This window comes from Rhodanobacter hydrolyticus (genome assembly GCF_044904645.1).
The window spans coordinates 1269217-1291777 of sequence record NZ_JADIKK010000008.1 but is presented as its reverse complement, the minus strand read 5'-3'; the positions used below and the strand labels follow the sequence as shown (position 1 = coordinate 1291777).

Genomic DNA, 22561 nt, shown 5'->3' with positions numbered 1-22561 from the left:
TTCAAGGGCGACTGGTCAGCGGTTGAAATACCCTCGGTACCACGCCACGAAGCGTTCCACGCCTTCCTCGATGGAGGTGCCCGGCGCGTAGCCCACGTCGCGGCGCAGCGCCGACACGTCCGCCCAGGTGTCGGGTACGTCGCCCGACTGCATCGGCAGCAGGTTCTTTTCCACGCTGCGTCCCAGGTGCTGTTCCAGCAGTTCGATGAAGCGCAGCAGTTGCACCGGCTGGTCGTTGCCGATGTTGTAGACGCGGTAGGGCGCATTCGACGTGCCGGGATTCGGCGACTTCGCGTCGTAGGCCGGGTCGGGTGTGGCAGGACGGTCGAGGGTGCGGATCACGCCCTCCACGATGTCGTCGACGTAGGTGAAGTCGCGGCTGTGGTCGCCGAAGTTGAACACGTCGATGGCTTCGCCGCGGCTGATGCGGTCGGCGAACAGCATCGGCGACATATCCGGCCGCCCCCACGGCCCGTACACGGTGAAGAAGCGCAGGCCGGTGGTGGGCAGGCCATAGAGATGGCTGTAGCTGTGCGCCATCAGTTCGTTGGCTTTCTTCGTCGCGGCGTACAGGCTCACCGGGTGGTCCACGGCGTCCTCCACCGCGAACGGCAGCTTGCGGTTGGCGCCGTAGACCGAGCTGGAGGATGCGTAGACCAGATGGTCGACGCCACTGTGGCGGCAGGCTTCGAGGACGTTGCCGAAGCCGACCAGGTTGCTCTGCACATAGACCTGCGGGTTCTTCAGCGAGTAGCGCACACCGGCCTGCGCGGCCAGATTCACCACGCGTCGCGGCTTGAAACTGGCGAAGGCCTCGTTCACCGAAGCGGCGTCGGCCAGGTCGGCCCGACGGTGGGTGTAACCGGCATGCCCGGCGAAGCGGGCGAGGCGAGCCTCTTTCAGCGCCGGGTCGTAGTAATCGTTGTGGTTGTCGATGCCCAGCACTTCGTCGCCGCGCGCCAGCAGGCGTTCGGTCAGCGCGGCGCCGATGAAGCCGGCGGTGCCGGTGACGAGGAGGCGCATGGGCAAAGCCTTTGAGGGGTGGAGGCCGGTCTATTGTCGGCGGCAGGGCGCTGAATTGACAGCGCGCGATGGGCTAAACTAGCGTCTCGCTATCCATTCCAGTGACCAAGGTGGCCCGCGCCAACGCGCCGGCCGAGCGTGTGACATGGCAACTACCCGTGACCCTCGCTGACGACTCTTCCGCCTTGTGCTCCACAAAGGCGCTCAAGCGCCTTTTTTGTTTTCAGAGAATCCCATGATCGAGATCACGCTACCCGACGGCAGCAAGCGCCCGTTCGACCATCCCGTATCCGTGCAGGACGTGGCTGCCTCCATCGGCGCCGGCCTGGCCAAGGCCACCCTGGCCGGCAAGGTGGACGGCAAGCTGGTGGACGCCAGCTTCCCCATCGAGCACGACGCCAGCCTCGAGATCGTCACCGAGAAAAGCCCAGAGGCGCTGGAAATCCTGCGCCACTCCACCGCGCACCTGCTGGCGCAAGCGGTGCAGCGCCTTTATCCGGGCGCGCAGGTCACGATCGGCCCGGTGATCGACAACGGCTTCTATTACGACTTCGCCTACGAGCGCCCCTTCACGCCCGATGACCTGGAGAAGATCCAGGCGGAGATGGAGAAGATCGTCAGGGAGGCGCTGCCGGTGACGCGCAACGTGAAGTCGCGCGACGACGCGGTGGCATTCTTCCGTGGCATCGGCGAGGCGTACAAGGCGGAGATCATCGAGAGCATCCCGGCCAACGAGGAACTCTCGCTCTACTCGCAGGGCGAGTTCACCGATCTATGTCGCGGCCCGCACGTGCCCAACACAGGCAAGCTGCGTGCATTCAAGCTGATGAAGGTGGCCGGCGCGTATTGGCGCGGCGATTCCAACAATGCAATGCTGACGCGCATCTACGGCACGGCGTGGTTGAACGACAAGGACCTCAAGGCCTACCTGCATCAGCTGGAAGAAGCCGAGAAGCGCGACCATCGCAAGATCGGCAAGGCGCTGGACCTGTTCCACCAGCAGGAGGAAGGTCCCGGCATGGTGTTCTGGCACCCCCGTGGCTGGGCGATCTGGCAGCAGGTGGAGCAGTACATGCGCCGGGTGTACCGCCAGAGCGGCTACCAGGAAGTGCGCTGCCCGCAGGTGCTGGACGTGTCGCTGTGGAAGAAGTCCGGCCACTGGGACAACTACCAGGAAAACATGTTCTTCACCGAATCGGAGAAGCACACGTTCGCGCTGAAGCCGATGAACTGCCCCGGCCACGTGCAGATCTTCAACACCGGCCTGCACAGCTACCGCGAGCTGCCGATCCGTTACGGCGAATTCGGCGCCTGCCACCGCAACGAGCCCTCGGGCGCGCTGCACGGCATCATGCGCGTACGCGCCTTTACGCAGGACGACGGCCATATCTTCTGCACGCCCGATCAGGTCGAGGCGGAAGTCACGGCGTTCCATCTGCAGGCCATGAAGGTCTATGCCGACTTCGGTTTTACCGATATCGCGGTCAAGCTGGCCCTGCGTCCGGACAAGCGCATCGGCTCGGACGAATTCTGGGATCGCACCGAAGACATGCTGCGTCGTGCACTGCGCGCGGCCAACGTGAACTGGGAGGAGCTGCCGGGCGAGGGCGCCTTCTACGCACCCAAGATCGAGTACCACCTGAAGGATTCCATCGGCCGCGCCTGGCAGGTGGGCACCATGCAGGTGGACTTCATGATGCCCGAGCGGCTGGGTGCCGAATACATCGACGAACAGTCGCAGCGCCAGCGCCCCGCCATGCTGCACCGGGCCATTGTGGGGTCGATGGAGCGCTTCATCGGCATCCTGATCGAGCACCATGCCGGCCTGCTGCCGCCCTGGCTGGCGCCGGTGCAGGCCGCGGTGTTCAGCATTACCGACGCCCAGGCCGGATATGCTGGCGAGGTAGCGCAAACCCTTGTCGATAAAGGCTTCCGGGTAGAGGCCGATTTGCGCAACGAGAAGGTCGGCTATAAAATCCGCGAACATACGTTGCAGAAAGTCCCTTATCTTCTGGTGGTCGGTGACCGCGAGAAGGAAGCGGGAACCGTTTCTGTGCGTACCCGTTCAGGTGAGGATCTGGGCAGCATGCCGCTGGCCGACTTCATCGGACGACTGCAGGCCGAGACGCAACGCTGAAGGCGTTGCACGGCCTAATCAAAACTTCTTCTGGAGGATAGTGGTATCGCTACCACCGACAACAAGGGTAATCGCCGTAACCTGGAAATCCGCGTTCCGCGCGTGCGCGTGATCGGCGCCGACGCTGAGCAGCTGGGCATCCTCACCCGCGACGAGGCGCTGGCTCTGGCGCAGGAAGCGGGGATGGACCTGGTCGAAATCCAGCCGAACGGCGATCCGCCGGTCTGCCGCATCATGGACTACGGCAAGTTCAAGTTCGAAGCCCAGAAGAAGGCCCAGGCCGCCAAGAAGAAGCAGAAGCAGGTCGAGATCAAGGAAGTGAAGTTCCGTCCGGTCACGGACGTGGGCGACTACGAGATCAAGCTGCGCAACATGCTTCGCTTCCTCGAGGAAGGCGACAAGGTCAAGGTCACCATCCGCTTCCGCGGCCGCGAGATGTCGCACCAGGACCTGGGCCAGGAAATGGCCAAGCGCATCCAGGTCGACATCGGCGAGAACGGCCAGGTGGAATCCTTTCCCCGCCTGGAAGGCCGCCAGATGGTCATGATGATCGGCCCCAAGAAGAAGCAGTAAGGCGACGGCGGCTTGCGGGCTGCCGTTTCGCATGAGGCGATGGGCGGCCTTCCTGCCCGGATCAGCGCCATAGGCTGGCGCCGGTCCCGATTTCTCCGTACAATTGCCAGTTCGACCCGCCAGGAAGGGTCGTGAACCGATGTCGGCAGGATGGAAAGCGCGGCCTTGCGGTCGCCGCCGAATCAGTCAGAAACCGGGCCGCTCCCGTAAGGAGGGCGACCCCATCAAGGAGCATTTCCATGCCCAAGATCAAGACCAACCGGGCGGCGGCGAAGCGTTTTCGCAAGACCGCTTCCGGCAAGTTCAAGGCCGGTCACGCCTTCAAGTCGCACATCCTGACCAAGAAGTCGACCAAGCGTAAGCGCAACCTGCGCGCCACCAACCACGTCAAGGCGTGCGACACCAAGGGTGTGGCTCGCATGTTGCCGTATCTCTGAACCGGGAGGACTAGACCATGGCTCGTGTCAAGCGTGGCGTTACCGCCCGTCGTCGTCACAAGAAGATCATTGGCCGCGCGAAGGGCTATTACAACGCCCGCCGCAAGGTTTTCCGCGTAGCCAACCAGGCCGTCATCAAGGCCGGCCAGTACGCGTACATCGGCCGCAAGCAGAAGAAGCGCCAGTTCCGCGCCCTGTGGATCGTGCGTATCAACGCTGCTGCCCGTCAGTTCGGACTGTCCTACAGCCGCCTCATCAACGGCCTGCTGAAGGCCGGCATCACGGTCGACCGCAAGGTGCTGGCCGACATCGCCGTGCACGACATCAAGGCCTTTGGTGCCATTGCTGAAAAGGCGAAGGCCGCACTGGCAGCGTAATCTGTGCGCTCATCCTTGATCGCGAAGATCAAGAAGCGGCCATCCACGGCCGCACTCTTCAAGGGATGCGCGTAACGTCTGCGGGGAGGAGGCCTAAAGCCTCCTCCCCGTTTTTATTTGGATAATGCTTGCGGCGTCCGCTTCCTCTCCCCTGCGGGGGAGAGGATTGAGGTGGGGGATACGTCTGGCCCCGGCTTCAATCGAAGCACACTTCGAAGGCGCGACGCTGCAAGAGCCGCCCCTCACCCTAGCCCTCTCCCCGCGGGAGAGAGGGGACAAGAGAGAGTCGCATCGATGGACGATCTGGAAAGCCGCGCCGCGCTAGCGCAGGCTGAAATCGACAAGGCCGAAACGCTGGACGCGCTTGAAGCATTGCGCGTCGGCCTGCTCGGCAAGAGCGGCATCGTCACCGCCGCGCTGAAGACGCTCGGCTCGTTGCCGCCGGAAGAAAAAAAAGCGCGTGGCGCCGAAGTGAACCGCGTCAAGGAGCGCCTTGCCGATGCGTTGGCTACGCGCAAGGCCGAGCTGGAGCAGGCTGAGCTGAATCGCCGGCTCGCTTCCGAGACCATCGACATCACGCTGCCCGGTCGCGACGGCGAGCGCGGCGGCATCCATCCGATCACCCGTGCGCTGGAGCGCATCGCCGCGATCTTCGCGCGGCTGGGCTACCAGCGTGCCGACGGCCCCGAGATCGAGGATGACTGGCACAACTTCGAGGCGCTGAATTTCCCGCCGCACCATCCGGCGCGCGCCATGCACGACACCTTCTACTTCGGCGACGGGCGTCTGCTGCGCACGCATACCTCGCCGGTGCAGATCCGCTCGATGAAGGGGCGCCAGCCGCCCATCCGCATCATCGCGCCGGGCAAGGTCTACCGCAGCGATTCGGACCAGACGCACTCGCCGATGTTCCACCAGATCGAAGGCCTGCTGGTCGACGAAACTTCCAGCTTCGCCGACCTCAAGGGCACGCTGGCCGAGTTCATCCGCGCGTTCTTCGAGCGCGATTTCGAGATGCGCTTCCGCCCCAGCTACTTCCCCTTCACCGAGCCCTCGGCCGAAGTGGACATCCGCTGGGAGACCAAGGACGGCGAATCGCGCTGGCTGGAAGTGCTGGGCTGCGGCATGGTGCACCCGAACGTGCTGGCGAACTGCGGCATCGATCCGGAGCGCTACACCGGCTTCGCCTTCGGCCTCGGTGTGGAGCGCTTCGCGATGCTGCGCTACGGCGTCTCCGACCTGCGCGCGTTCTTCGAGAACGACCTGCGCTTCCTCAAGCAGTTCGCCTAAACGCCGCAGGAACCGTGACATGAAATTCTCCGAGAACTGGCTGCGCCAGCATGTGCCGACCAAGGCGTCGCGCGACGAACTTTCCGCGACGCTGACGGCCATCGGCCTGGAAGTCGAAGACGTTGCCGCGCTGGGCGATTCGCTTGATGGCGTCGTCGTGGCGCGCATCGTCAGCACGCAAAAACACCCGGAGGCCGACCGCCTGCAGGTATGCGAGGTGGAGACGGGCAACGGCACCGTGCAGATCGTCTGTGGCGCGCCCAACGCGCGCGCGGGCCTGGTGGCGCCGCTCGCGACCGTGGGTGCGACGTTGCCGGGCGGTATCGCCATCAAGCCGGCGAAGCTGCGCGGCGTCGAATCGTTCGGCATGCTGTGCTCGGCCAAGGAGCTCGGCATCGACCCGGATGCCTCGGGGCTGCTCGAACTCCCGACCGATGCCCCGGTGGGCACGCCGCTCGCGGCGTACCTCGGCCTGCCGGACGCCAGCATCGAGATCAAGCTCACGCCCAACCGTGCCGACTGCTTCAGCGTGCGCGGCATCGCATTCGACGTCGCCGCCGCGCTGGGCGGCGAGGTGCTGCCGCTGGATGCCGCGCCGGTATCCGCCGGTAGCGACGCCGCGATGGAAATCGCCCTGGAAGCCGGCCCGCGCGTTCCGCGCTTCACCGGCCGCGTGATCGATGGGGTGGACGCACGCGTGGCGACGCCCGTGTGGATGGCCGAACGCCTGCGCCGCAGCGGTCTGCGCCCGATCAGCTTCCTGGTCGACGTCACCCAGTACGTGATGCTGGAACTGGGCCAGCCGATGCACGCCTTCGACAAGGACAAGCTGGAGGGTGGGATCGTCGTGCGTCCGGCGCGTGCCGGCGAGTCGCTGCAACTGCTCGATGGCCGCACCGTCGAGCTGGACGGGGATTTCCTCGTCGTCGCCGACGGCCACGGCGGCCGGGGCGAACGCGCGGTCGCGCTGGGCGGGATCATGGGTGGTTCCGAAACGCGCGTGACCGATACCACTCGCAGCGTGTTCCTGGAGGCCGCACACTGGATTCCGTCGGCCATCATCGGCCGCAGCCGCCGGCTGGGCATGCACACCGACGCCGGGCACCGTTTCGAGCGTGGCGTCGATCCCGAGCTGCCGCCCATCGCCATCGAGTACGCGACCAGGTTGATCCTTGATATCGCCGGCGGCGTGGCCGGTCCGTTGCTCGACGTCACGCTGCCCGGGCAGGTGCAGGCACCGCAGCCGATCCTGCTGCGGCGCGCGCGCCTTGTGCGCGTGCTCGGCCTGGCAGTTGCCGATGCCGAGGTCCTGCGCATCTTCACTGCGCTTGGGATGAAGGTCGAGCCGCTGGCCGAAGGGTGGCGGGTCACTGCGCCCAGTCGCCGCTTCGATATCGAGCGCGAGGAAGACCTGATCGAGGAAGTCGCGCGCATTTTCGGCTATGACAGCATCCCTACCGCCACGCCGGCGGGCGCATTGGTCCTCGTCGCCGAGCCGGAAGCCCGCATCGGCGAACTGGCGCTGCGCGAGCAACTGGCCGCGCACGGCTATTTCGAGGCGGTGAACCTGTCCTTCGTCTCCGCCGAGCTGCTGGCGCGCTGGGGTTTCGAAGGGCAGGGCGTACCGCTGGCCAATCCGCTGTCGGCCGATCTGGCGGTGATGCGCCCCTCGCTGCTGCCGGGGCTGGTGGAGGCTTTGCGCCACAACCGCGCGCGCCAGCAGGAACGGGTGCGCCTGTTCGAAGTCGCCCGCGTTTTCGCGGCGGGCAACCCGCCTGTGGAAACCCCCAGCGTGGCCATCGTCGTCAGCGGCAACGCCCATGCCGAACAGTGGGGCGAGCCGTCCCGCGCCCTGGATTTCTTCGACCTCAAGGGCGACCTCGACGCCTTGCTCGCCTGGGGGGGCGAATCCCACCGCTGGACGATCCATGCCGACGGTCTGCCGGCCTGGCTGCATCCGGGCCGCGGTGCGCGGCTCGCGCGCGACGGCCAGACAGCCGGTTGGCTGGGCGCCCTGCATCCGCAGTTGGCCAAGGCGCTGGACCTGGGCCCGGACGTGCATGTGCTGGAACTGGCGCTGGAGCCGCTGCTGGCCCGCCGTCTGCCCAAGGCACAACCGGTAGCGCGTTTCCCCTCCGTACGCCGCGACATCGCGGTCGAGGTGTCCGATGAGGTGACCTGGTCACGGATCGAGCAGGCGGTCAGCGGCAGCCTCGGCGAGCTGCTGGTGGAGCTGCGATTGTTCGATCGCTACAGTGGCAAGGGGGTCGAAGTGGGCCGAAAAAGTCTCGCTATGGGCTTGATTTTGCAGGATGCTTCCCGCACCCTTACCGACGAAGACGCAGACCGCTGCGTGCGGCAGGCCATTGCCGCATTGGAACAAACGTGCAAGGCCAAGTTGCGAGGATGAGATGGCTCTGACCAAGGCGGATATGGCCGAGCGGCTTTTCCTCGACGTAGGCCTTAACAAGCGGGAAGCCAAGGAATTCGTGGACGCCTGTTTCGAGGTGGTCCGCGAGGCCTTGGAGAGGGGGGAGCAGGTGAAGCTGTCCGGTTTCGGCAACTTCGACCTGCGCGAGAAGAACCAGCGACCCGGGCGCAATCCGAAAACCGGCGAGGAGATCCCGATCTCGGCGCGCCGGGTGGTGACGTTCCGACCGGGTCAGAAACTCAAGGTGCGAGTCGAAGGCTATGCTGGACCAAGGGAATAACACCGAACTGCCGCCGATCCCGGCCAAGCGCTACTTCACCATCGGTGAGGTAGGCGAGTTGTGCGGGGTGAAGCCGCACGTGTTGCGCTACTGGGAACAGGAGTTCCCCGCGCTCAATCCGGTGAAGCGCCGCGGCAACCGTCGCTACTACCAGCGCCATGACGTGTTGATGATCCGCCAGATCCGCGCGCTGCTGTACGACGAAGGCTTCACCATCACCGGTGCACGTGCACGGCTGGAAGGCCCGCAGGCGCGGGTGGAGGCGAGCATGTCGCACCAGATCGTGCATCAGGTACGGCTCGAGCTGGAAGAAGTACTCGCCCTGCTGCGCCGTTGAGCGCATTCCTCTGCTATAGTTCGCGCTTCCCGATCGCATGATCGCGAAGCACGAAAGGCGGCCACGTTGCCGCCTTTCCAGTCCAAGTCGGGGCGTAGCGCAGCCTGGTAGCGCATTTGCCTGGGGGGCAAAGGGTCGTCGGTTCGAATCCGGCCGCCCCGACCAATTGGATGACTCCAGGCAACCCTGGATATCCCGGAAACCGCGCCTTGGCGCGGTTTTTTGTTGGCTGCGCTATTTGTGTTATCCGGCGCGTCCGCAGGCGGATTACGGACGCTGACGCGCCGGAACGCCCGCCGGCTTGTCTTTGGGTTCCGGCACGAGCGGCGCTGCGCCTTCCTTGCGCGGCAGGAAGTGCTTGGCCAGCAACGCATCCGCCTGGTCGTCCTTGCCGTCTTCACGCAATGCATTGACCAAGGCACGTACCAGATCGGCAGGCATGTCCGCGTCTGCGGGGAACTTCTCGAGCATGGCGACGCGCTGGGCAGCGGGTTTGCCCGTTTGCTGCATGGCCTTGTCCATGCCGGTGTAGAGCGCGGGGTTGGCCGGATCGACCTGGAATCCATGCTGGAACACGGTGGCGGCGTCCGCGGGCGCGTGGTCGATCTCGAGCAGCGCGCGACCAAGACTCGCATCCAGCGATGGAATATCGGGCCTGAGCGACGAAGCGCGGCGCCATTCCGCGATGGCCTGATCGGTAATGCCCTTGGAGAACAGCAGCGTTCCCAGCAGATAGTGCGCGGATGCGTCGGAAGGATTCCTCGCAAGCGCCGCGCGAAGGACCAGAAGCGTTTCGCGTCTTTCGGGGAACACGTAGCGCAGCGGCATGCGCGAAGCGGCCTGATAGTCGGCCACGCCGGATTGGCCCATCTGTTCGCGGCAATACCCGCGGTAGTAGGCCAGCAAAGGATTCCTGTCGGGCAGCACCGTACCCGGCTCGGACTCATCGGCCGGCACGGCGGGATAGTGGCGGGTGAGTAGCGCCAGTGCATCGGAATAAAGCCCCAGCCGGTTGTACTGGATCACCAGATCGAGGATCCGGTTGGGGTCGGCAGCGAGATGTGCATCGAGCTGTGCATCCGGATGACCCAGGATGGATTGCTCGTTGCGCAGAAAATCGCTCGTGGGATAGGTGGCCAGCGCCGTGGCCACAAGCTGTCGTGCGCGATCAGCAGGCCCAAGCGCACGCCGCACCGCCACCACGTCTTCGATGCAGCGCTGGGCGACCGTGTCGGCCGTATCCGGGTGGCATACGCGGGTCAGCACATCGTGTGCGCGTGCGAAATCCTTGTCCTTGATGAGCAGCTCGGCCAGCAACACGCCGGCTGCAGCCCGATGGGACGGATCGCGATAGGCCGCCTCGAATTCGAGGCGCGCCTCGCGCGGATGATCGAGGAAGGCTTCCGCGATGCCGCGGTAGTAATGCGTCTCTCCGTCCCAGGTGGCGCGGTCCTCGACCTGCTTCAACAGACGCGACGCGTCTTCGAAGCGGAACAGGTCCACGTCCAGGCGGCCTTGCGCCTTCAGGAGAGGCAGGCTGTCCGACGCCGCCGCAAGCGCTTGCGCATAAGTTTTCCGGGCAGTGATCAATTGGCCCTGAAGCTCTTCGTTCCTGCCCCGTTCGAGCAGGCCGTCGCTCGTATCGGGTGGTTGATAGGTCTTCTGGGGGCCGGTCTTTACTTCGTTGCGCGGGGTCCAGTCGTACTGGTCTTCCGTGTGTTCGAGGAGCACTTCGTGCTGGTCGCTCTCGAGCACGAAGGTGTATTTCTTCGACGGAGAAAGATCGTCGAACGTGTGTTGCCAGGTCTGCGCCGGATCGAGTGTCGCCGTTCCCTGGAAGACCGTCTTGGTGCCGTCCAGTATCCGGATGCTTGCATCGGGGAACCGGCGGTTGGCATTGAAGGCCACCGTCAATGCCGCATGTCCGTCAGCATCGCGCTTCCTGGCCATGAACACGACGCCATTCAAGTTGGCGCGCGAGATGCCGCCGATCTCATGCACGGGCATCCAGTATTCGGAAAAGTGGATGACCTGCTCGGGCTGGAGAAAGCCGTAGGTTTCCTGGTTGCGGAAAAGGCCGGCCTGCACTTCCGCATACGCGCTGTCGTTGTCCGAAAGCACATGGCGCCAGGCGAGGCCATCCGCGTTGGTGCCCCAGGTCCAGATCTTCTTCGCCGACAGATCCGCATAGTTGGCGTAGTGGACAACGCCGGCATCCGTATCCGGGTCGTAGATGCCCATGAACGGTTCGCGGCTGCCGTAGACGAAGCGCGACACGGGGCCGTCTTTGTGGTTGCCGACGATGCTGAGGTCCATGCCTTTCGCATTCACCGGCCAGGTGTCGATGTCCTTGAAGCCATGACTGGCCGTGAATTGCATCGGGTACCAGATCTTCGAGTCGTCATGGACCTGCACCCCTGCGTTGTTCCACCAGTAGAACCGGTGCCGCAGTTCGCTCGGGTTGGACAGCGTCACGCGTTCTTCCAGCACGGTGCTGCCCGGGCGCAGGACCAGCTGGACCGTCCACTCCATGCCGTAGACGCGATCGCGGTTGCCGATCGTCACCGACGCGCTTCCGTCTGGGTCCTGGGCGTAGGACCAGTCGACGGGCGAGAGAGAAACCCAGTTGTGCGAAACGGGGAAGTTGAACTCGACGCCGAATGCCGACCACGCGCCGCGATAGCCGATCAGCGCCTTTTTCAGCGTGGGGTTGGCGTAGAACATCGGCTTGCCGTTGATCTTATCGACGCACGTATAGATGTGTCCGCCAAGATCGGGAAGGATCGTGCACTTCAGGTATTCGTTCTCGAGAAAAAGCGCGCGCCAGAGATGCTTGGCTTCGGTGTTGCGCACATCCTCGCGCAGCGTGTAGGGGTAGCTGAAATTGGCGGTGCCATAGATGTCGAAGGGCGGGTTCTCGTCGGGTGGACCTTCCTCCGATGCCGCAAGCGGCATCTGGCCTTGCCAGACGCGAACCTGTGCATGCAGCGAAAGCGGACCCAACAGAAACAGGATGCAGAGACTCAACCGTGAACGCGTCATTACCTTCACCATGCCGGATGTGGACGATTGATCTGCCCGCCAGCCAGGCGCCGCATCAGGTGCCGTGGCCCAGCCGCCGCGGCAGGGCCACGCTGGCTGTCGGTAGGCATTGAACAGACTGAGAGGCGGGATTGGACGGCGAGGCGTGAGCCGCTGCTTCGCTGCGACCGGCCACGCGGCGGTTGGATCCTGATGTTTCGAAACATGGACTCGCTCCCTCATGGCTCATGCATGATTTCTTTTATTTCTTTTCTCGGCGGCGGTTTTATTGCCGGATTTGAATAAAAGGAAAGCAAACTGATGTTTTTCGAATATAAACGAAAGAAATGCGGTTGCAAGTACCTTGGATCCCCAGGATGGCGGCTCGCTTCATCGACACTAGGGTCGGATGACGGCTCGGTGGTCTGCCGCTGCGGCAATGTGCTGGCGCAGTTCGCTTCATCGGGCATGTCTGCCGTGGGTCGTGGTATCCGTTGCGGAAGGCGCAGGAAATTGCAGTGCGGGCCGGGTAGGCTGCGGCCACGGGTCCATCCACAGGAGATGCCGCATGTCGTCGAACAGCTGCCACCCGAACGCGCCGCACGAGAAGCTCAAGGCGCCCGACTGGTACGTTTCGGCATTGATGATGGATCGTGCGCTGGACGCGATCCTGCGCCGCGTGAAGAAGTTCGACCGCGAACACGACATTCCCTATCTCGCCGGCTACAGCCGGGACGGCAAGACCATCTACATCGACCGCCATCTGCCGAAGAGTTTCATGTTCCGCGGCCGCATCATTGATGTGGATCGCTTTCTGATCCTGCACGAGGAAGTCGAGAAGACCCTGATCGACCAGCTCGGCCTGCATTACCTCCACGCCCACCAGATTGCCACCCGTGCCGAGGAGGCCGCCGTGAACGCGCAACGCGTTACCTGGAAGGCCTACGACCGCTTCATGCAGAAATACGTGAAGTCCATCGGCGACGAACGGCTGCAGAAGGTGCCCTCCGATCTCGACCTCAAGCCCTACCGCGACTACCACGACTACGACCTGCTGCAGCGCATGGAGCAACATATGGAGCACACGCCCGGGCTGGGCGCGAAGCTCAAGGACGAACTGAAGGCCTATGCCGCCGCCTTCCGCGAGCAGCACGAAGTGGAGCGGCGGCACGCCACCAGTACGCGCAAACGCGCGGCGGTGGCGCCAAAGCAGGGGGCGGCGAAAAAAGCGGTGGAGAAGCCGGCTACCCGCAAGATGACGGTGAAAGCTTCGAAACGCACGGGCAGCTGAGCGACAACCCTGTTGCAGCATGCCGGAAGGCGCGTCGTCCGAATCCGTTTTCGATGCGATGCACGGCTGCGCAACGCGCTCCCCGACGAGAGCTCGTCCGGGGCGTTCGCACAGGGCTTGAGAGCACCCGCGGCGTCAGCTCAAAGCCAACGGAGCAGGCCGTAGCGATGCCTTGAGCAGGCGCTTGGATAGGAGGGGCGGGCGTTGCACCGCCCGGTAGTTCAGGCGGCTTCCGCCAGCTCCTCTTCTTCGTCCACCTTGAAGAAGGCCACGCTCCTGACCAGCGATCCGGCACGCAACTGCACGGCCTCGGCCGCAGCGGCGGCTTCCTCCACCAGCGCCGCGTTGCTCTGCGTGACTTCGTCCATCTGGCTCACCGCCTGGTTGACCTGCTGAATGCCGGTCGCCTGTTCGCGGCTTTGCAGGGCGATGGAATTGACGGTATCGACGACCTCGTCCACGCTTCCGAGCAGCTTGCCGACCATAGCTTCGGCATGACCGATCCTCTGCGTGCTGCCGTCGATGATGGATATCGATTCCTCGATCAACGCCCGGATCTGGTCGGATGCCGCACGCGAGCTGCGCGCCAGCGACTGCACTTCGGATGCCACCACGTTGAACCCCTTGCCGGCCTCGCCGGCATGGGCCGCTTCCACGGATGCGTTGATCGCCAGGATATGGGTCTGGGTCGCGATTTTCGCCATGGTTTCGGTGATCTCGTTGATCCGGCCGGAGACGTCCTGGACGCGCTCCATCGCCTTGACCGCCTCGCTCATGGCGGCGCCGCTCTCGCGCGCCACATTGGATGCCCCGGCAGCCAACTGGGCGGCCTGCTGCGCACGCATGGCGTTCGCATTGACGCTCTCGGTGAATTCCTGCATCGACGCGGCGGTTTCCTCCAGCGCCGCAGCCTGCTCGCTGGTGCGCGAAGAAAGATCGTGGTTGCCGCTGGCGATCTGGTTCGTGGAGGAAGAAATCTCGTGCGAACCCTTGCGGATCGTACCGACGACCTGGAGCAGCTGACGGTTCATGCGATCCAGGGCGGCCAGCAACTGGCCGGTCTCGTCACGACTGGCGGATTCGATGCGCGTACGCAGGTCGCCGTCGGCCACGGCCTCGGCCATCTTCACCGCGCGATGGATCGGCATGGTGATGCTGTATGCCAGCAGCCAGATCAGCAGCGTGCAGGCAACCAGCGCGCAGAACACCACCGCCGCCAGCAGGTGCCAGGCGCCGCGGTAGGCGTCCTCGCTTTCCGCGTCGATGCTGCGGCCCTCGGCCGCGGCCTGGTCTTTCATGCCGGCCACCAGCGCATCGATGGCGTCGGTGGGCGGGCGATCCATGCCGGCCACCAGAGCGTCCACCACGTGCACGCTTTCCGGTTTGCTGCCGTTGTACTTCTGCAGGGCGTCCTCGTAGCGCTTCTGCAGCTCGGCATGGGTAGACAGTGCGGCGTCGACGCCGCGGCTGTCCAGTCCGAGCGCGGTCATCTGCTGCTTGAGGGAGGCAAGGTCGCGGTCCACGGCCTGACTGCTGGTGCCGAACTGGTCGTGATATTTCTTGAATGCCTCGGGTGTCGCACCGCGCAGCAGGGTGTCCTTCCAGCTCTGCACCTGCTTCTTGAAATCGACCTGGGCCACGCGCGCGGTGTCCACGGCGGCAGCGAAGGCGGTGGCGGTGTGGGTGGCGCGGATCTGCAGTTCGTGGGTGCGTTCCAGGCCCTGCCACCCGCCGAAGCCGACCACGGCAGTGGCCACCAGCATCACGAAGCCGAGCAGGCCGAGCCGCAGGGCGATGCGCAAGTCGCGTAACCGGAACGTCATGGCAATACCCAAGCTGGACAGGACACTTGGCTATCGGCAGATCGAAGCTGCGGCTTGAGCATCGCCCCCGGCATGGGTGGCAGGCCCTGCGCTGCCAGACGGCGGCGCGTCGTCAGTACAGCACTCGGGTGCGCAACGTCCCCTGGATGGCCACGAGCTTGTCCCTCAAGGCATTGGCCTGGATTTCGTCGGCCGACACGTCGATCACCACGTAGCCCACCTCCGCGTCCGTCTGCAGGAATTGTGCGTCGATGTTGATGTTGCCGGCGGAGAACAGCTCGTTGATGCGCGACAGCACGCCAGGCACGTTGCGGTGGATGTGCAGCAGGCGCCGGCTCTTCGGGTGTTCCGGCAGCGACACTTCGGGGAAGTTCACCGCGGACAGGGTGGAACCGTTGTCGCTGTAGCGCACCAGCTTGCTGGCGACCTCGATGCCGATGTTGTCCTGCGCCTCCAGCGTGCTGCCGCCGATGTGCGGGGTGAGGATCACGTTGTCCAGGCCGATCAGCGGCGAGACGAACGGATCGTCGTTGCCCTTGGGTTCCACCGGAAACACGTCCACCGCGGCGCCGGCGACGTGCCCGGAGCGCAATGCCTCGGCCAGCGCGTCGATCTCCACCACGCTGCCGCGCGAGGCATTGATCAGCACCGCGCCCTTGCGCATCGCGGCGATTTCCGTCGCTCCGAACATCAGCTTAGTGGCCGGCGTTTCCGGCACGTGCAGGGTCACCACGTCGGAGCGCTGCAGCAGGTCGTGCAGGCTGGCCGCGGCCTGCGCGTTGCCCAGCGCCAGCTTGGTCTCCACATCGTGGAAGATCACGCGCATGCCCAGGCCTTCGGCCAATACACCCACCTGGGTGCCGATGTGGCCGTAGCCGATCACGCCCAGCACCTTGCCGCGCGCCTCGTAGCTGCCGGCGGCGGACTTGCTCCAACCGCCGCGGTGGCATTGCGCGCTCCGTTGCGGGATGCCGCGCAGCAGCATGATGGCCTCGGCGATCACCAGCTCGGCCACGCTGCGCGTATTGGAGTAGGGCGCATTGAACACCGGTACGCCCAGCCGCTCCGCCTCACCCAGGTCGACCTGGTTGGTGCCGATGCAGAAGCAGCCCGCCGCGATCAGCCGCTTGGCGTGGCGCAGCACTTCGGCACTGAGCTGGGTGCGCGAGCGCAGTCCCACGATGTGGGCGTCGGCGATGCGTTCCAGCAGTTGCGCCTCGGGCAGCGACTTCAGGTGGTATTCGATGTTGCTGTAGCCCGCCCGCTCGAAAACCTCCACCGCGGTGCGACTCACACCCTCCAGCAGCAGCACCTTGATGTCTTGCCGAGGGAACGAGGTCTTCATGGGGGCTCCGGCGCGAAATGAACTGCTACTATGCCAGAATTGCGGCAACGCAGCACGTCGCCGTTTGGACGTCCGAACGCCACGCAAGGAGCCTGCGTGGTGGAAACATCCGAGGCGAAAAGCCTGCGGTGCGAAGGCTGATTTTCGACGGTTCGCCGGCCCGTAGTGGTTCTATGGGCCAAGAAGCGGCGGAAATATGCACCGCACGGCGAGCTGTGCAGCCCGGATGATTTTTGCCGCGCAGGCTCCTGATAATCCAACGGAGACCTCATGAGCACCACCCTGGACGATCTCGCCCGCCGCCTGCCCGGGCTGCGCCTGCTTTCCGAGCCCGGCGACCTCGAGCATTACGGTCGCGACTGGACGCGTCGCTGGACGCCTGCGCCACTGGCTGTCGCACTGCCGGCCACGGTGGAGGAAGTGCAGGGCATCGTGCGCTGGGCCAATGAGCACGGTGTGGCCCTGGTTCCCTCCGGCGGTCGTACCGGGCTTTCCGGCGGTGCGGTGGCGGCGAACGGCGAGCTAGTGCTGAGCCTGGAGCGGATGAACCACGTGCTGGGCTTCGACGCCGCCGACCGCACGCTCACCGTGCAGCCGGGCATGCCGCTGGAGGCGGTGCATATGGCGGCGCGCGAACACGGGCTGATCTACCCGGTGGACTTCGCCGCGCGCGGCTCCTGCTCCATCGGCGGCAACATCGCTACCAATGCCGGCGGCATCCGGGTGATCCGCTATGGCAACACGCGCGAGTGGATTGCCGGGCTCAAGGTGGTGGCCGGTAATGGCGAGCTGCTCGACCTCAACCGTGCGCTGGTGAAGAACTCCAGCGGCTACGACTTCCGCCAACTGCTGATCGGCTCGGAAGGCACGCTGGGCATCGTGGTGGAAGCCACGCTCAGGCTCACCGATCCACCGCCGCCCGCGCAGACCATGTTGCTGGCGCTGCCCGACATGGACGCGGTGCTGGCGGTCTTCGGTCTGTTCCGCGCGAAGCTCTCGCTGCAGGCTTTCGAATTCTTCACCGACGTGGCGCTGAAACACGTGCTGGCGCATGGCGCGCAGCGCGCGCTGGACGGCGAGCATCCGTATTACGTGGTCACCGAGTTCGACGCGCCGGACGAAGCCGCGCAGGACGCCGCACTGGCGGTGCTGGGCGAAGGTATGGAGCAGGGCTGGATCGTCGACGGCACGATCGCGCAGAGCGAGGCCCAGGCCGCCGCGCTGTGGCGGCTGCGCGAGGGCATCACCGAGAGCCTGGCGCCGTACAAGCCGTACAAGAACGACGTGTCGGTGCGCATCGGCGCGGTGCCGGCCTTCCTGCACGCGATGCAGGCGCTGCTGGCGCGCGAGTATCCGCACATCGAGGTGGTGTGGTTCGGCCACATCGGCGACGGCAACCTGCACATCAACGTGCTCAAGCCGGCAGGCATGGCGGATGCGGATTTCATCGCGCAATGCGAGCACGTCACCAAGCTGCTGGCCGCCACGCTGAAGGAGCACGGCGGCAGCATTTCCGCCGAACACGGCATCGGCCTGGTCAAGCGGCCCTACCTCGACAGCACGCGCAGCGCGGCGGAGATCGCGCTGATGCGCGGCGTGCGCAAGGTGTTCGACCCGAATGGCGTCCTCAATCCGGGCAAGCTGTTCGAGGTGGAATGAACGCTCAGGGATGCAGCGTGTCCGCGACCGTGCGTGCCAGGACGGCGAACAGCGCATCACGTTCGGCCTTCGAGGCGGGCGAGGTCGTGAGGAAAGCCGCCACGATCACGCTGTGGCCATTAGGCCAGGTCAGGATGCCGATGTCGTTGTAGGCGGCGGTCAGCCCGTCCAGCGTGTAGGACGTACCGCATTTGTCCGCGAACTGCACGTTGTGGGGCAAGCCCTGCCGCATGCGGTTCGGTTGCGTCTGCGCCTGCATCAGTGCGAGCAAGGCGTGCGTCGATGACGGCGAGAGCAGGGCGCCGCGCTGCAACTGGCGCAGGAAGTCCGCGGCGGCATCCGGCGTAGTGCGGTTGCGCGGATCGGCGAGATAGGCACGGTAGCCGCGTTGCAGGCGCGACTCCTCTGCTTGTGCCGTTTCGTTCGCAGGCGGCTGCTGGCCGGGCGCTAATTGTTCGAACACGCGGTCGAAGCCGGCCTCGCCCATGTCCACGCGCATGCCGGTGATGCCGTGCGCGCGCAGGAACGCGGTGACCTCCTGCGGCGGGACCAGCTTCAGCAGGGCGTCGACGGCGGTATTGTCGCTGTCCTTGACGGCTGCCGCGAGCAGTTGGCGCACGGTGAACGTCATCCGTTCGCCATGGAAGTGCGCGCCGATGGATTGCACGGCGGAACCGCCGACCACATCCGCACGCGTCAGCGTGACGGTTTGTTCCATCGACAATTTGCCGCTGTCGATCTGCGCGAATACCGCAGCGGCGACCGGCGCCTTGAACACGCTCATCATCGGGTAGGTGCGGTCGGCGTTGACGCGCCAGCGCTCGCCGCTCTGCGGGTCGAGCACGACGATACCGAACACGCCGGGCTGCGCGTGCCTGGACAGCGCGTCGAACTTGCCTTGCAGCGCTGCATGGACGTCCGCTGGTTGCGATGTCGCCATGGCCATTGGTGCGATGAAGGCGAGGACAAGGGCGAGCAGTCGAGGCAGGCGGACGTATTTGGGTTGCATGCGGGGGCTCTGGTTGGCAGGAAGGCACCAGCTTCCCAGATGAAAAGGGCGGCGCGATAGCGTGTGCATGACTGGACAATGCGCCGCACGGTCCGTTGCCTCGGGTCGCCGTGTTAGCCTTTTGGGATGTTAGTAATCCGAGCATGTCCATGACGCAGGAACGCCGCACGCTGTACCCCGAAATCGAACCGTACGATCGCGGCATGCTCAAGGTCTCGGAGTTGCACACGCTGTACTACGAGCAGTGCGGCAACCCGGACGGCAAGCCGGTGGTGTTCCTGCACGGCGGCCCCGGCGGTGGCACCAATCCCAAGTGTCGGCGTTTCTTCGATCCGGCGGTGTACCGCATTGTGCTGTTCGACCAGCGCGGTTGCGGTCAATCCACCCCGCATGCGGAATTGCGCGAGAACACGACCTGGGATCTGGTAGCCGACATCGAGCGCGTGCGTGAACACCTGGCCATCGACCGCTGGCAGGTGTTCGGTGGCTCGTGGGGTTCCACGCTGGCGCTGGCCTATGCGCAGACGCACCCGGACAAGGTCACCGAACTGGTGCTGCGCGGCATCTTCATGCTGCGCCGCTGGGAGCTGGAGTGGTTCTACCAGAAGGGCTGCGACGCGCTGTACCCGGACGCCTGGGAAACCTATCTCGCGGCGATTCCCGAAGCCGAACGCGGCGACCTGATGAGCGCCTACCATCGCCGCCTCACCAGCGACGACCCGGCCGTGCGCGTCGCCGCGGCGCGGGCGTGGTCGGTGTGGGAGGGTTCCACCAGCTACCTGCAGCAGGATCCGGCCAGCATCGGCGCGCACGACGAGGACGAATTCGCGCTGGCCTTCGCGCGCATCGAATGCCATTACTTCGTCAACGGCGGCTTCTTCGCGCACGACGATCAGTTGCTGCGTAACGTCGATCGCATCCGCAAGATCCCTGCCGTGATCGTGCAGGGCCGCTACGACGTGGTCTGCCCGATCCGCAGCGCCTGGGATCTGCACCGCGCGTGGCCGGAAGCAGACCTGCGCATCGTGCAGGATGCTGGCCACTCGGCGTTCGAGCCGGGCAATATCCATGAGTTGGTGGAAGCCACCGATCGCTTCGGTCGCAGCTGAGGAGGCATCAGCCGCACGCGAGGAATTCCGCCGCCCGCTCGCCGATCATCGCGCAGGCGGCCTGCGTATTGCCGGAGATCAGCGTCGGCATGATCGAGGCGTCGGCCACGCGCAGGCCGGCCACGCCGCGCACGCGTAGCTCGGGATCGACCACGGCATTCGCATCACTGCCCATGCGGCAGGTACCCACCGGGTGATAGATGGTGTCGGCATGCCGGCGGATGATTTCGCGCAGGCGGACTTCGTCGTCCGTCTCGGCGTCGTACAACGCCGGCCCCGCGTAGCGCGCGAAGGCGGGCGCCGCAAGGATGCGGCGGGCCAGGCCCACACCTGCGATCAGCGTCTCCATGTCGCGCGGATCGCTCAGGAAGGCCGGGTCGATCAGCGGCGCCGCACGCACATTGGCGCTGGCGAGGCGCACGCTGCCGCGGCTATGCGGACGCAGCACGCAGGTGTGCAATGACAGGCCGCGTGCGGCATGCAGGCGTCGGCTGTGCTCGTCCACGATGCCGATGCAAAGATGCAACTGGATATCGGGCCGTGCCAGTTCCGCTCGCGTACGCAGGAAGCCGCCGGCCTCGGCCACATTGCCGGTAAGCAGGCCGGTGCCGCGCCGGAACGGGCCGATCGCGCGCAGCACCTGCGGCAGGATGCCTGGCACTGTGCCGAACAGGCCGCGGTCGTCGACCTTGCGGCTGATGACGAAATCCACGTGGTCTTGCAGGTTGGCACCCACGCCGCGGGCGTCGCGATGTACCGCGACGCCCAGTTCGCGCAGGTGCGCGGCCGGCCCGATGCCCGAGAGCATCAGTAGCTGCGGCGTGCCGAAGGCGCCGGCGGCAAGCACCACTTCGGCGCGTGCGGCATAACTGCCGCCGTTCGCACAGGCGATGCCGGTGGCACGCCCGTCTTCGATCGCCACCCGCGCCACCGGGGTTTCCGCGAGCACGGTGAGATTCTTCGGTGCCAATGCGGTGAGGTAGGCGCGTGCTGCATTCCAGCGGCGGCCATGTTGCTGGAACACCTGGTAGGCGCCCACGCCCTCCTGGCTGGCGCCGTTGAAATCCGGATTGAAGGAGTGACCGCATTGAGCAGCGGCTTCGATGAAGGCGCGGGTGCAATCGCTGGGGCTGGCCAGATCGCTCACTGTCAGCGGGCCGCCGGTGGCGTGCCAGGCATCGGCGCCGCGCGTGTTGTGCTCGCTGCGCAGGAAGTAGGGGAACACGTCGCGCCAGGCCCAGCCGGTGGCGCCAAGCCGCGCCCAGTCATCGTAATCCTCGGGTTGGCCGCGGGTGTAGATCATCGCGTTGATCAGGCTGGACCCGCCCAGTCCGCGTCCACGTGGCTGCACGCCGCGCCGCCCGCCGAGGCCTGCCTGCGGCACGGTGCGGTAGCTGTAGTTACGCGCATTGCGGAATGGCACCAGGGTGGCGATGCCCAGCGGCACGTCCGAGCGCATGCCGCTTTTCGCCGGGCCGGTTTCAACCAGCAGCACGCTGGCATCCGGCTTGAGCGTGGCCAGCCGCGTCGCGGTGGCGCAACCGGCAGGGCCGGCGCCCACCACGATGAAGTCGAATGCTCCCCTGGGTTCGCGCATTCAGCCCGGCAGTTGCTTGGTGCCGAAGATCTTGTCGCCCGCGTCGCCCAGCCCCGGCAGGATGTAGCCGTGCTCGTTGAGCCGCTCGTCGATCGCGGCGGTGTAGATCTCGATGTCGGGATGCGCGGCTTCGATGCGCTTCAAGCCTTCAGGCGCGGCGACCAGGAACAGCCCCTTGATGCGCGTGCAGCCGGCGGCCTTGAGCATGTCCACGGTGGCGACCAGGGTGCCTGCTGTGGCGAGCATGGGGTCGACGATCAGCGCGATGCGCTCGTCCATGCGGCCGGTGAGCTTCTCGTAGTAGGCGATGGGCTTGAGCGTCTGCTCGTCGCGCTGCAGGCCGACCACGCCGACCTTGGCAGCGGGGATCATGTCCAGCACGCCCGGCAGCATGCCGAGGCCGGCGCGCAGGATGGGCACGATGGTGATCTTGGCGCCCTTGATCCGATGCACCACGAGGGGGCCGGCCCAGCCTTCGATGTGCTCCTCGACGGTATCCAGATCCTTGGTGGCCTCGTAGGTAAGCAGGGCGGCGACTTCACCGGCCAGCTCGCGGAATTCCTTGGTGCTGATGCCGGCACGGCGCATCAGGCCGAGCTTGTGCTGGATGAGCGGGTGGCGGACTTCGACGATTTTCATCGTCCAAGCATAGCCGCGGAGCACGCGTAGGAGCGCACCCGTGCGCGATGGCTTTGATGCTGGATCAGAGCAAAAGCATTCGCACACAGGGTGCGCCTACCTACAAGAATCGCATGGAGCGATTTCGGGCGGCATTTTCTGAAGAGTGCGGCCATGGATGGCCGCCCGTTTGATTCTCGCGAT

Annotated in this window: 19 protein-coding genes and 1 tRNA gene; 12 read left to right on the top strand and 8 right to left on the bottom strand. The window is 65.3% G+C overall.

The window, feature by feature from the left end; all coding sequences use genetic code 11:
- Positions 1-15: 15 nt before the first annotated feature.
- On the bottom strand, positions 16-1023 hold the full coding sequence (locus ISP25_RS08520) for an NAD-dependent epimerase (protein ID WP_404613184.1): 1008 nt from the start codon (positions 1021-1023) through the stop codon (positions 16-18).
- A 235-nt stretch (positions 1024-1258) separates the two neighbouring features.
- On the opposite strand from ISP25_RS08520, the gene thrS reads away from it, so the two are divergent.
- The 9 genes from thrS (at position 1259) to ISP25_RS08475 (ending at position 9050) form a co-directional block, all read left to right on the top strand.
- Entirely contained in the window at positions 1259-3160 is a 1902-nt protein-coding gene (thrS, locus tag ISP25_RS08515; protein WP_404613182.1) for a threonine--tRNA ligase, read from the top strand.
- A 45-nt stretch (positions 3161-3205) separates the two neighbouring features.
- Complete coding sequence (gene infC, locus ISP25_RS08510) at positions 3206-3733, top strand: translation initiation factor IF-3 (protein WP_343227540.1); 528 nt, start codon at positions 3206-3208, stop codon at positions 3731-3733.
- Between the two features lie 239 nt (positions 3734-3972).
- Positions 3973-4170 carry a 50S ribosomal protein L35 gene (rpmI, locus tag ISP25_RS08505; protein ID WP_019467379.1) on the top strand — a complete coding sequence of 66 codons (198 nt, stop codon included), beginning with the start codon at positions 3973-3975 and terminating at the stop codon, positions 4168-4170.
- Between the two features lie 17 nt (positions 4171-4187).
- Positions 4188-4547: a 50S ribosomal protein L20 gene (gene rplT / locus ISP25_RS08500; protein WP_077481450.1), complete on the top strand. Its 360-nt coding sequence runs from the start codon at positions 4188-4190 to the stop codon at positions 4545-4547.
- Positions 4548-4841: 294 nt separating this feature from the next.
- Positions 4842-5837 carry a phenylalanine--tRNA ligase subunit alpha gene (gene pheS / locus ISP25_RS08495; protein ID WP_404613180.1) on the top strand — a complete coding sequence of 332 codons (996 nt, stop codon included), beginning with the start codon at positions 4842-4844 and terminating at the stop codon, positions 5835-5837.
- Positions 5838-5856: 19 nt separating this feature from the next.
- On the top strand, positions 5857-8247 hold the full coding sequence (gene pheT / locus ISP25_RS08490; protein ID WP_404613178.1) for a phenylalanine--tRNA ligase subunit beta: 2391 nt from the start codon (positions 5857-5859) through the stop codon (positions 8245-8247).
- Between the two features lies 1 nt (position 8248).
- Positions 8249-8548, top strand: a complete 300-nt coding sequence (ihfA, locus tag ISP25_RS08485) for an integration host factor subunit alpha (protein ID WP_077481444.1) — start codon at positions 8249-8251, stop codon at positions 8546-8548.
- A complete protein-coding gene (locus ISP25_RS08480; protein WP_181301494.1) occupies positions 8529-8885 on the top strand; it encodes a MerR family transcriptional regulator in 357 nt (118 codons plus the stop codon). Before ihfA ends, ISP25_RS08480 begins: the two co-directional genes overlap by 20 nt.
- Positions 8886-8973: 88 nt before the next feature.
- Positions 8974-9050 (top strand) — tRNA-Pro (locus ISP25_RS08475).
- A 102-nt stretch (positions 9051-9152) separates the two neighbouring features.
- On the opposite strand, the gene ISP25_RS08470 is transcribed toward ISP25_RS08475, so the two are convergent.
- Both ISP25_RS08470 and ISP25_RS08465 read right to left on the bottom strand, forming a co-directional pair.
- Positions 9153-11927 carry a DUF5107 domain-containing protein gene (locus ISP25_RS08470; protein WP_404613175.1) on the bottom strand — a complete coding sequence of 925 codons (2775 nt, stop codon included), beginning with the start codon at positions 11925-11927 and terminating at the stop codon, positions 9153-9155.
- 218 nt (positions 11928-12145) lie between these two features.
- A complete protein-coding gene (locus tag ISP25_RS08465; RefSeq protein WP_404613173.1) occupies positions 12146-12376 on the bottom strand; it encodes a hypothetical protein in 231 nt (76 codons plus the stop codon).
- Positions 12377-12474: 98 nt separating this feature from the next.
- Between ISP25_RS08465 and ISP25_RS08460 the strand changes: the two genes are divergently transcribed.
- Positions 12475-13197, top strand: coding sequence for a hypothetical protein (locus tag ISP25_RS08460; protein WP_404613171.1), 723 nt, complete (start codon positions 12475-12477; stop codon positions 13195-13197).
- Between the two features lie 221 nt (positions 13198-13418).
- On the opposite strand, the gene ISP25_RS08455 is transcribed toward ISP25_RS08460, so the two are convergent.
- Together ISP25_RS08455 and serA are read right to left on the bottom strand one after the other, a co-directional pair.
- Positions 13419-15020 (bottom strand): methyl-accepting chemotaxis protein, encoded by a 1602-nt coding sequence (locus tag ISP25_RS08455; protein WP_404613169.1) that lies wholly within the window; start codon positions 15018-15020, stop codon positions 13419-13421.
- 112 nt (positions 15021-15132) lie between these two features.
- Positions 15133-16365, bottom strand: coding sequence for a phosphoglycerate dehydrogenase (serA, locus tag ISP25_RS08450; RefSeq protein WP_404613167.1), 1233 nt, complete (start codon positions 16363-16365; stop codon positions 15133-15135).
- Between the two features lie 270 nt (positions 16366-16635).
- On the opposite strand from serA, the gene ISP25_RS08445 reads away from it, so the two are divergent.
- Complete coding sequence (locus ISP25_RS08445) at positions 16636-18024, top strand: FAD-binding oxidoreductase (RefSeq protein ID WP_404613165.1); 1389 nt, start codon at positions 16636-16638, stop codon at positions 18022-18024.
- Positions 18025-18028: 4 nt separating this feature from the next.
- On the opposite strand, the gene bla is transcribed toward ISP25_RS08445, so the two are convergent.
- The gene (bla, locus tag ISP25_RS08440; protein WP_404613163.1) at positions 18029-19033 is read right to left on the bottom strand and encodes a class A beta-lactamase; all 1005 of its coding nucleotides are present in this window, start codon (positions 19031-19033) and stop codon (positions 18029-18031) included.
- Positions 19034-19182: 149 nt separating this feature from the next.
- Between bla and pip the strand changes: the two genes are divergently transcribed.
- A complete protein-coding gene (gene pip, locus ISP25_RS08435) occupies positions 19183-20142 on the top strand; it encodes a prolyl aminopeptidase (protein WP_404613161.1) in 960 nt (319 codons plus the stop codon).
- Positions 20143-20149: 7 nt separating this feature from the next.
- Here pip and ISP25_RS08430 read toward each other — a convergent pair whose 3' ends face one another.
- The gene (locus tag ISP25_RS08430; RefSeq protein WP_404613159.1) at positions 20150-21739 is read right to left on the bottom strand and encodes a GMC family oxidoreductase; all 1590 of its coding nucleotides are present in this window, start codon (positions 21737-21739) and stop codon (positions 20150-20152) included.
- Entirely contained in the window at positions 21740-22378 is a 639-nt protein-coding gene (upp, locus tag ISP25_RS08425) for a uracil phosphoribosyltransferase (protein ID WP_404613157.1), read from the bottom strand.
- Between the last annotated feature and the right edge of the window lie 183 nt (positions 22379-22561).

Excerpts from the sequence above, each read along its gene's own strand:
- ISP25_RS08520 (WP_404613184.1), bottom strand. The coding sequence starts at position 1,023 with ATGCGCCTCCTCGTCACCGGCACCGCCGGCTTCATCGGCGCCGCGCTG.
- thrS (WP_404613182.1), top strand. The coding sequence starts at position 1,259 with ATGATCGAGATCACGCTACCCGACGGCAGCAAGCGCCCGTTCGACCAT.
- rpmI (WP_019467379.1), top strand. The coding sequence starts at position 3,973 with ATGCCCAAGATCAAGACCAACCGGGCGGCGGCGAAGCGTTTTCGCAAG.
- rplT (WP_077481450.1), top strand. The coding sequence starts at position 4,188 with ATGGCTCGTGTCAAGCGTGGCGTTACCGCCCGTCGTCGTCACAAGAAG.
- pheS (WP_404613180.1), top strand. The coding sequence starts at position 4,842 with ATGGACGATCTGGAAAGCCGCGCCGCGCTAGCGCAGGCTGAAATCGAC.
- pheT (WP_404613178.1), top strand. The coding sequence starts at position 5,857 with ATGAAATTCTCCGAGAACTGGCTGCGCCAGCATGTGCCGACCAAGGCG.
- ihfA (WP_077481444.1), top strand. The coding sequence starts at position 8,249 with ATGGCTCTGACCAAGGCGGATATGGCCGAGCGGCTTTTCCTCGACGTA.
- ISP25_RS08480 (WP_181301494.1), top strand. The coding sequence starts at position 8,529 with ATGCTGGACCAAGGGAATAACACCGAACTGCCGCCGATCCCGGCCAAG.
- ISP25_RS08470 (WP_404613175.1), bottom strand. The coding sequence starts at position 11,927 with ATGACGCGTTCACGGTTGAGTCTCTGCATCCTGTTTCTGTTGGGTCCG.
- ISP25_RS08465 (WP_404613173.1), bottom strand. The coding sequence starts at position 12,376 with ATGCCCGATGAAGCGAACTGCGCCAGCACATTGCCGCAGCGGCAGACC.
- ISP25_RS08460 (WP_404613171.1), top strand. The coding sequence starts at position 12,475 with ATGTCGTCGAACAGCTGCCACCCGAACGCGCCGCACGAGAAGCTCAAG.
- ISP25_RS08455 (WP_404613169.1), bottom strand. The coding sequence starts at position 15,020 with ATGACGTTCCGGTTACGCGACTTGCGCATCGCCCTGCGGCTCGGCCTG.
- serA (WP_404613167.1), bottom strand. The coding sequence starts at position 16,365 with ATGAAGACCTCGTTCCCTCGGCAAGACATCAAGGTGCTGCTGCTGGAG.
- ISP25_RS08445 (WP_404613165.1), top strand. The coding sequence starts at position 16,636 with ATGAGCACCACCCTGGACGATCTCGCCCGCCGCCTGCCCGGGCTGCGC.
- bla (WP_404613163.1), bottom strand. The coding sequence starts at position 19,033 with ATGCAACCCAAATACGTCCGCCTGCCTCGACTGCTCGCCCTTGTCCTC.
- pip (WP_404613161.1), top strand. The coding sequence starts at position 19,183 with ATGACGCAGGAACGCCGCACGCTGTACCCCGAAATCGAACCGTACGAT.
- ISP25_RS08430 (WP_404613159.1), bottom strand. The coding sequence starts at position 21,739 with ATGCGCGAACCCAGGGGAGCATTCGACTTCATCGTGGTGGGCGCCGGC.
- upp (WP_404613157.1), bottom strand. The coding sequence starts at position 22,378 with ATGAAAATCGTCGAAGTCCGCCACCCGCTCATCCAGCACAAGCTCGGC.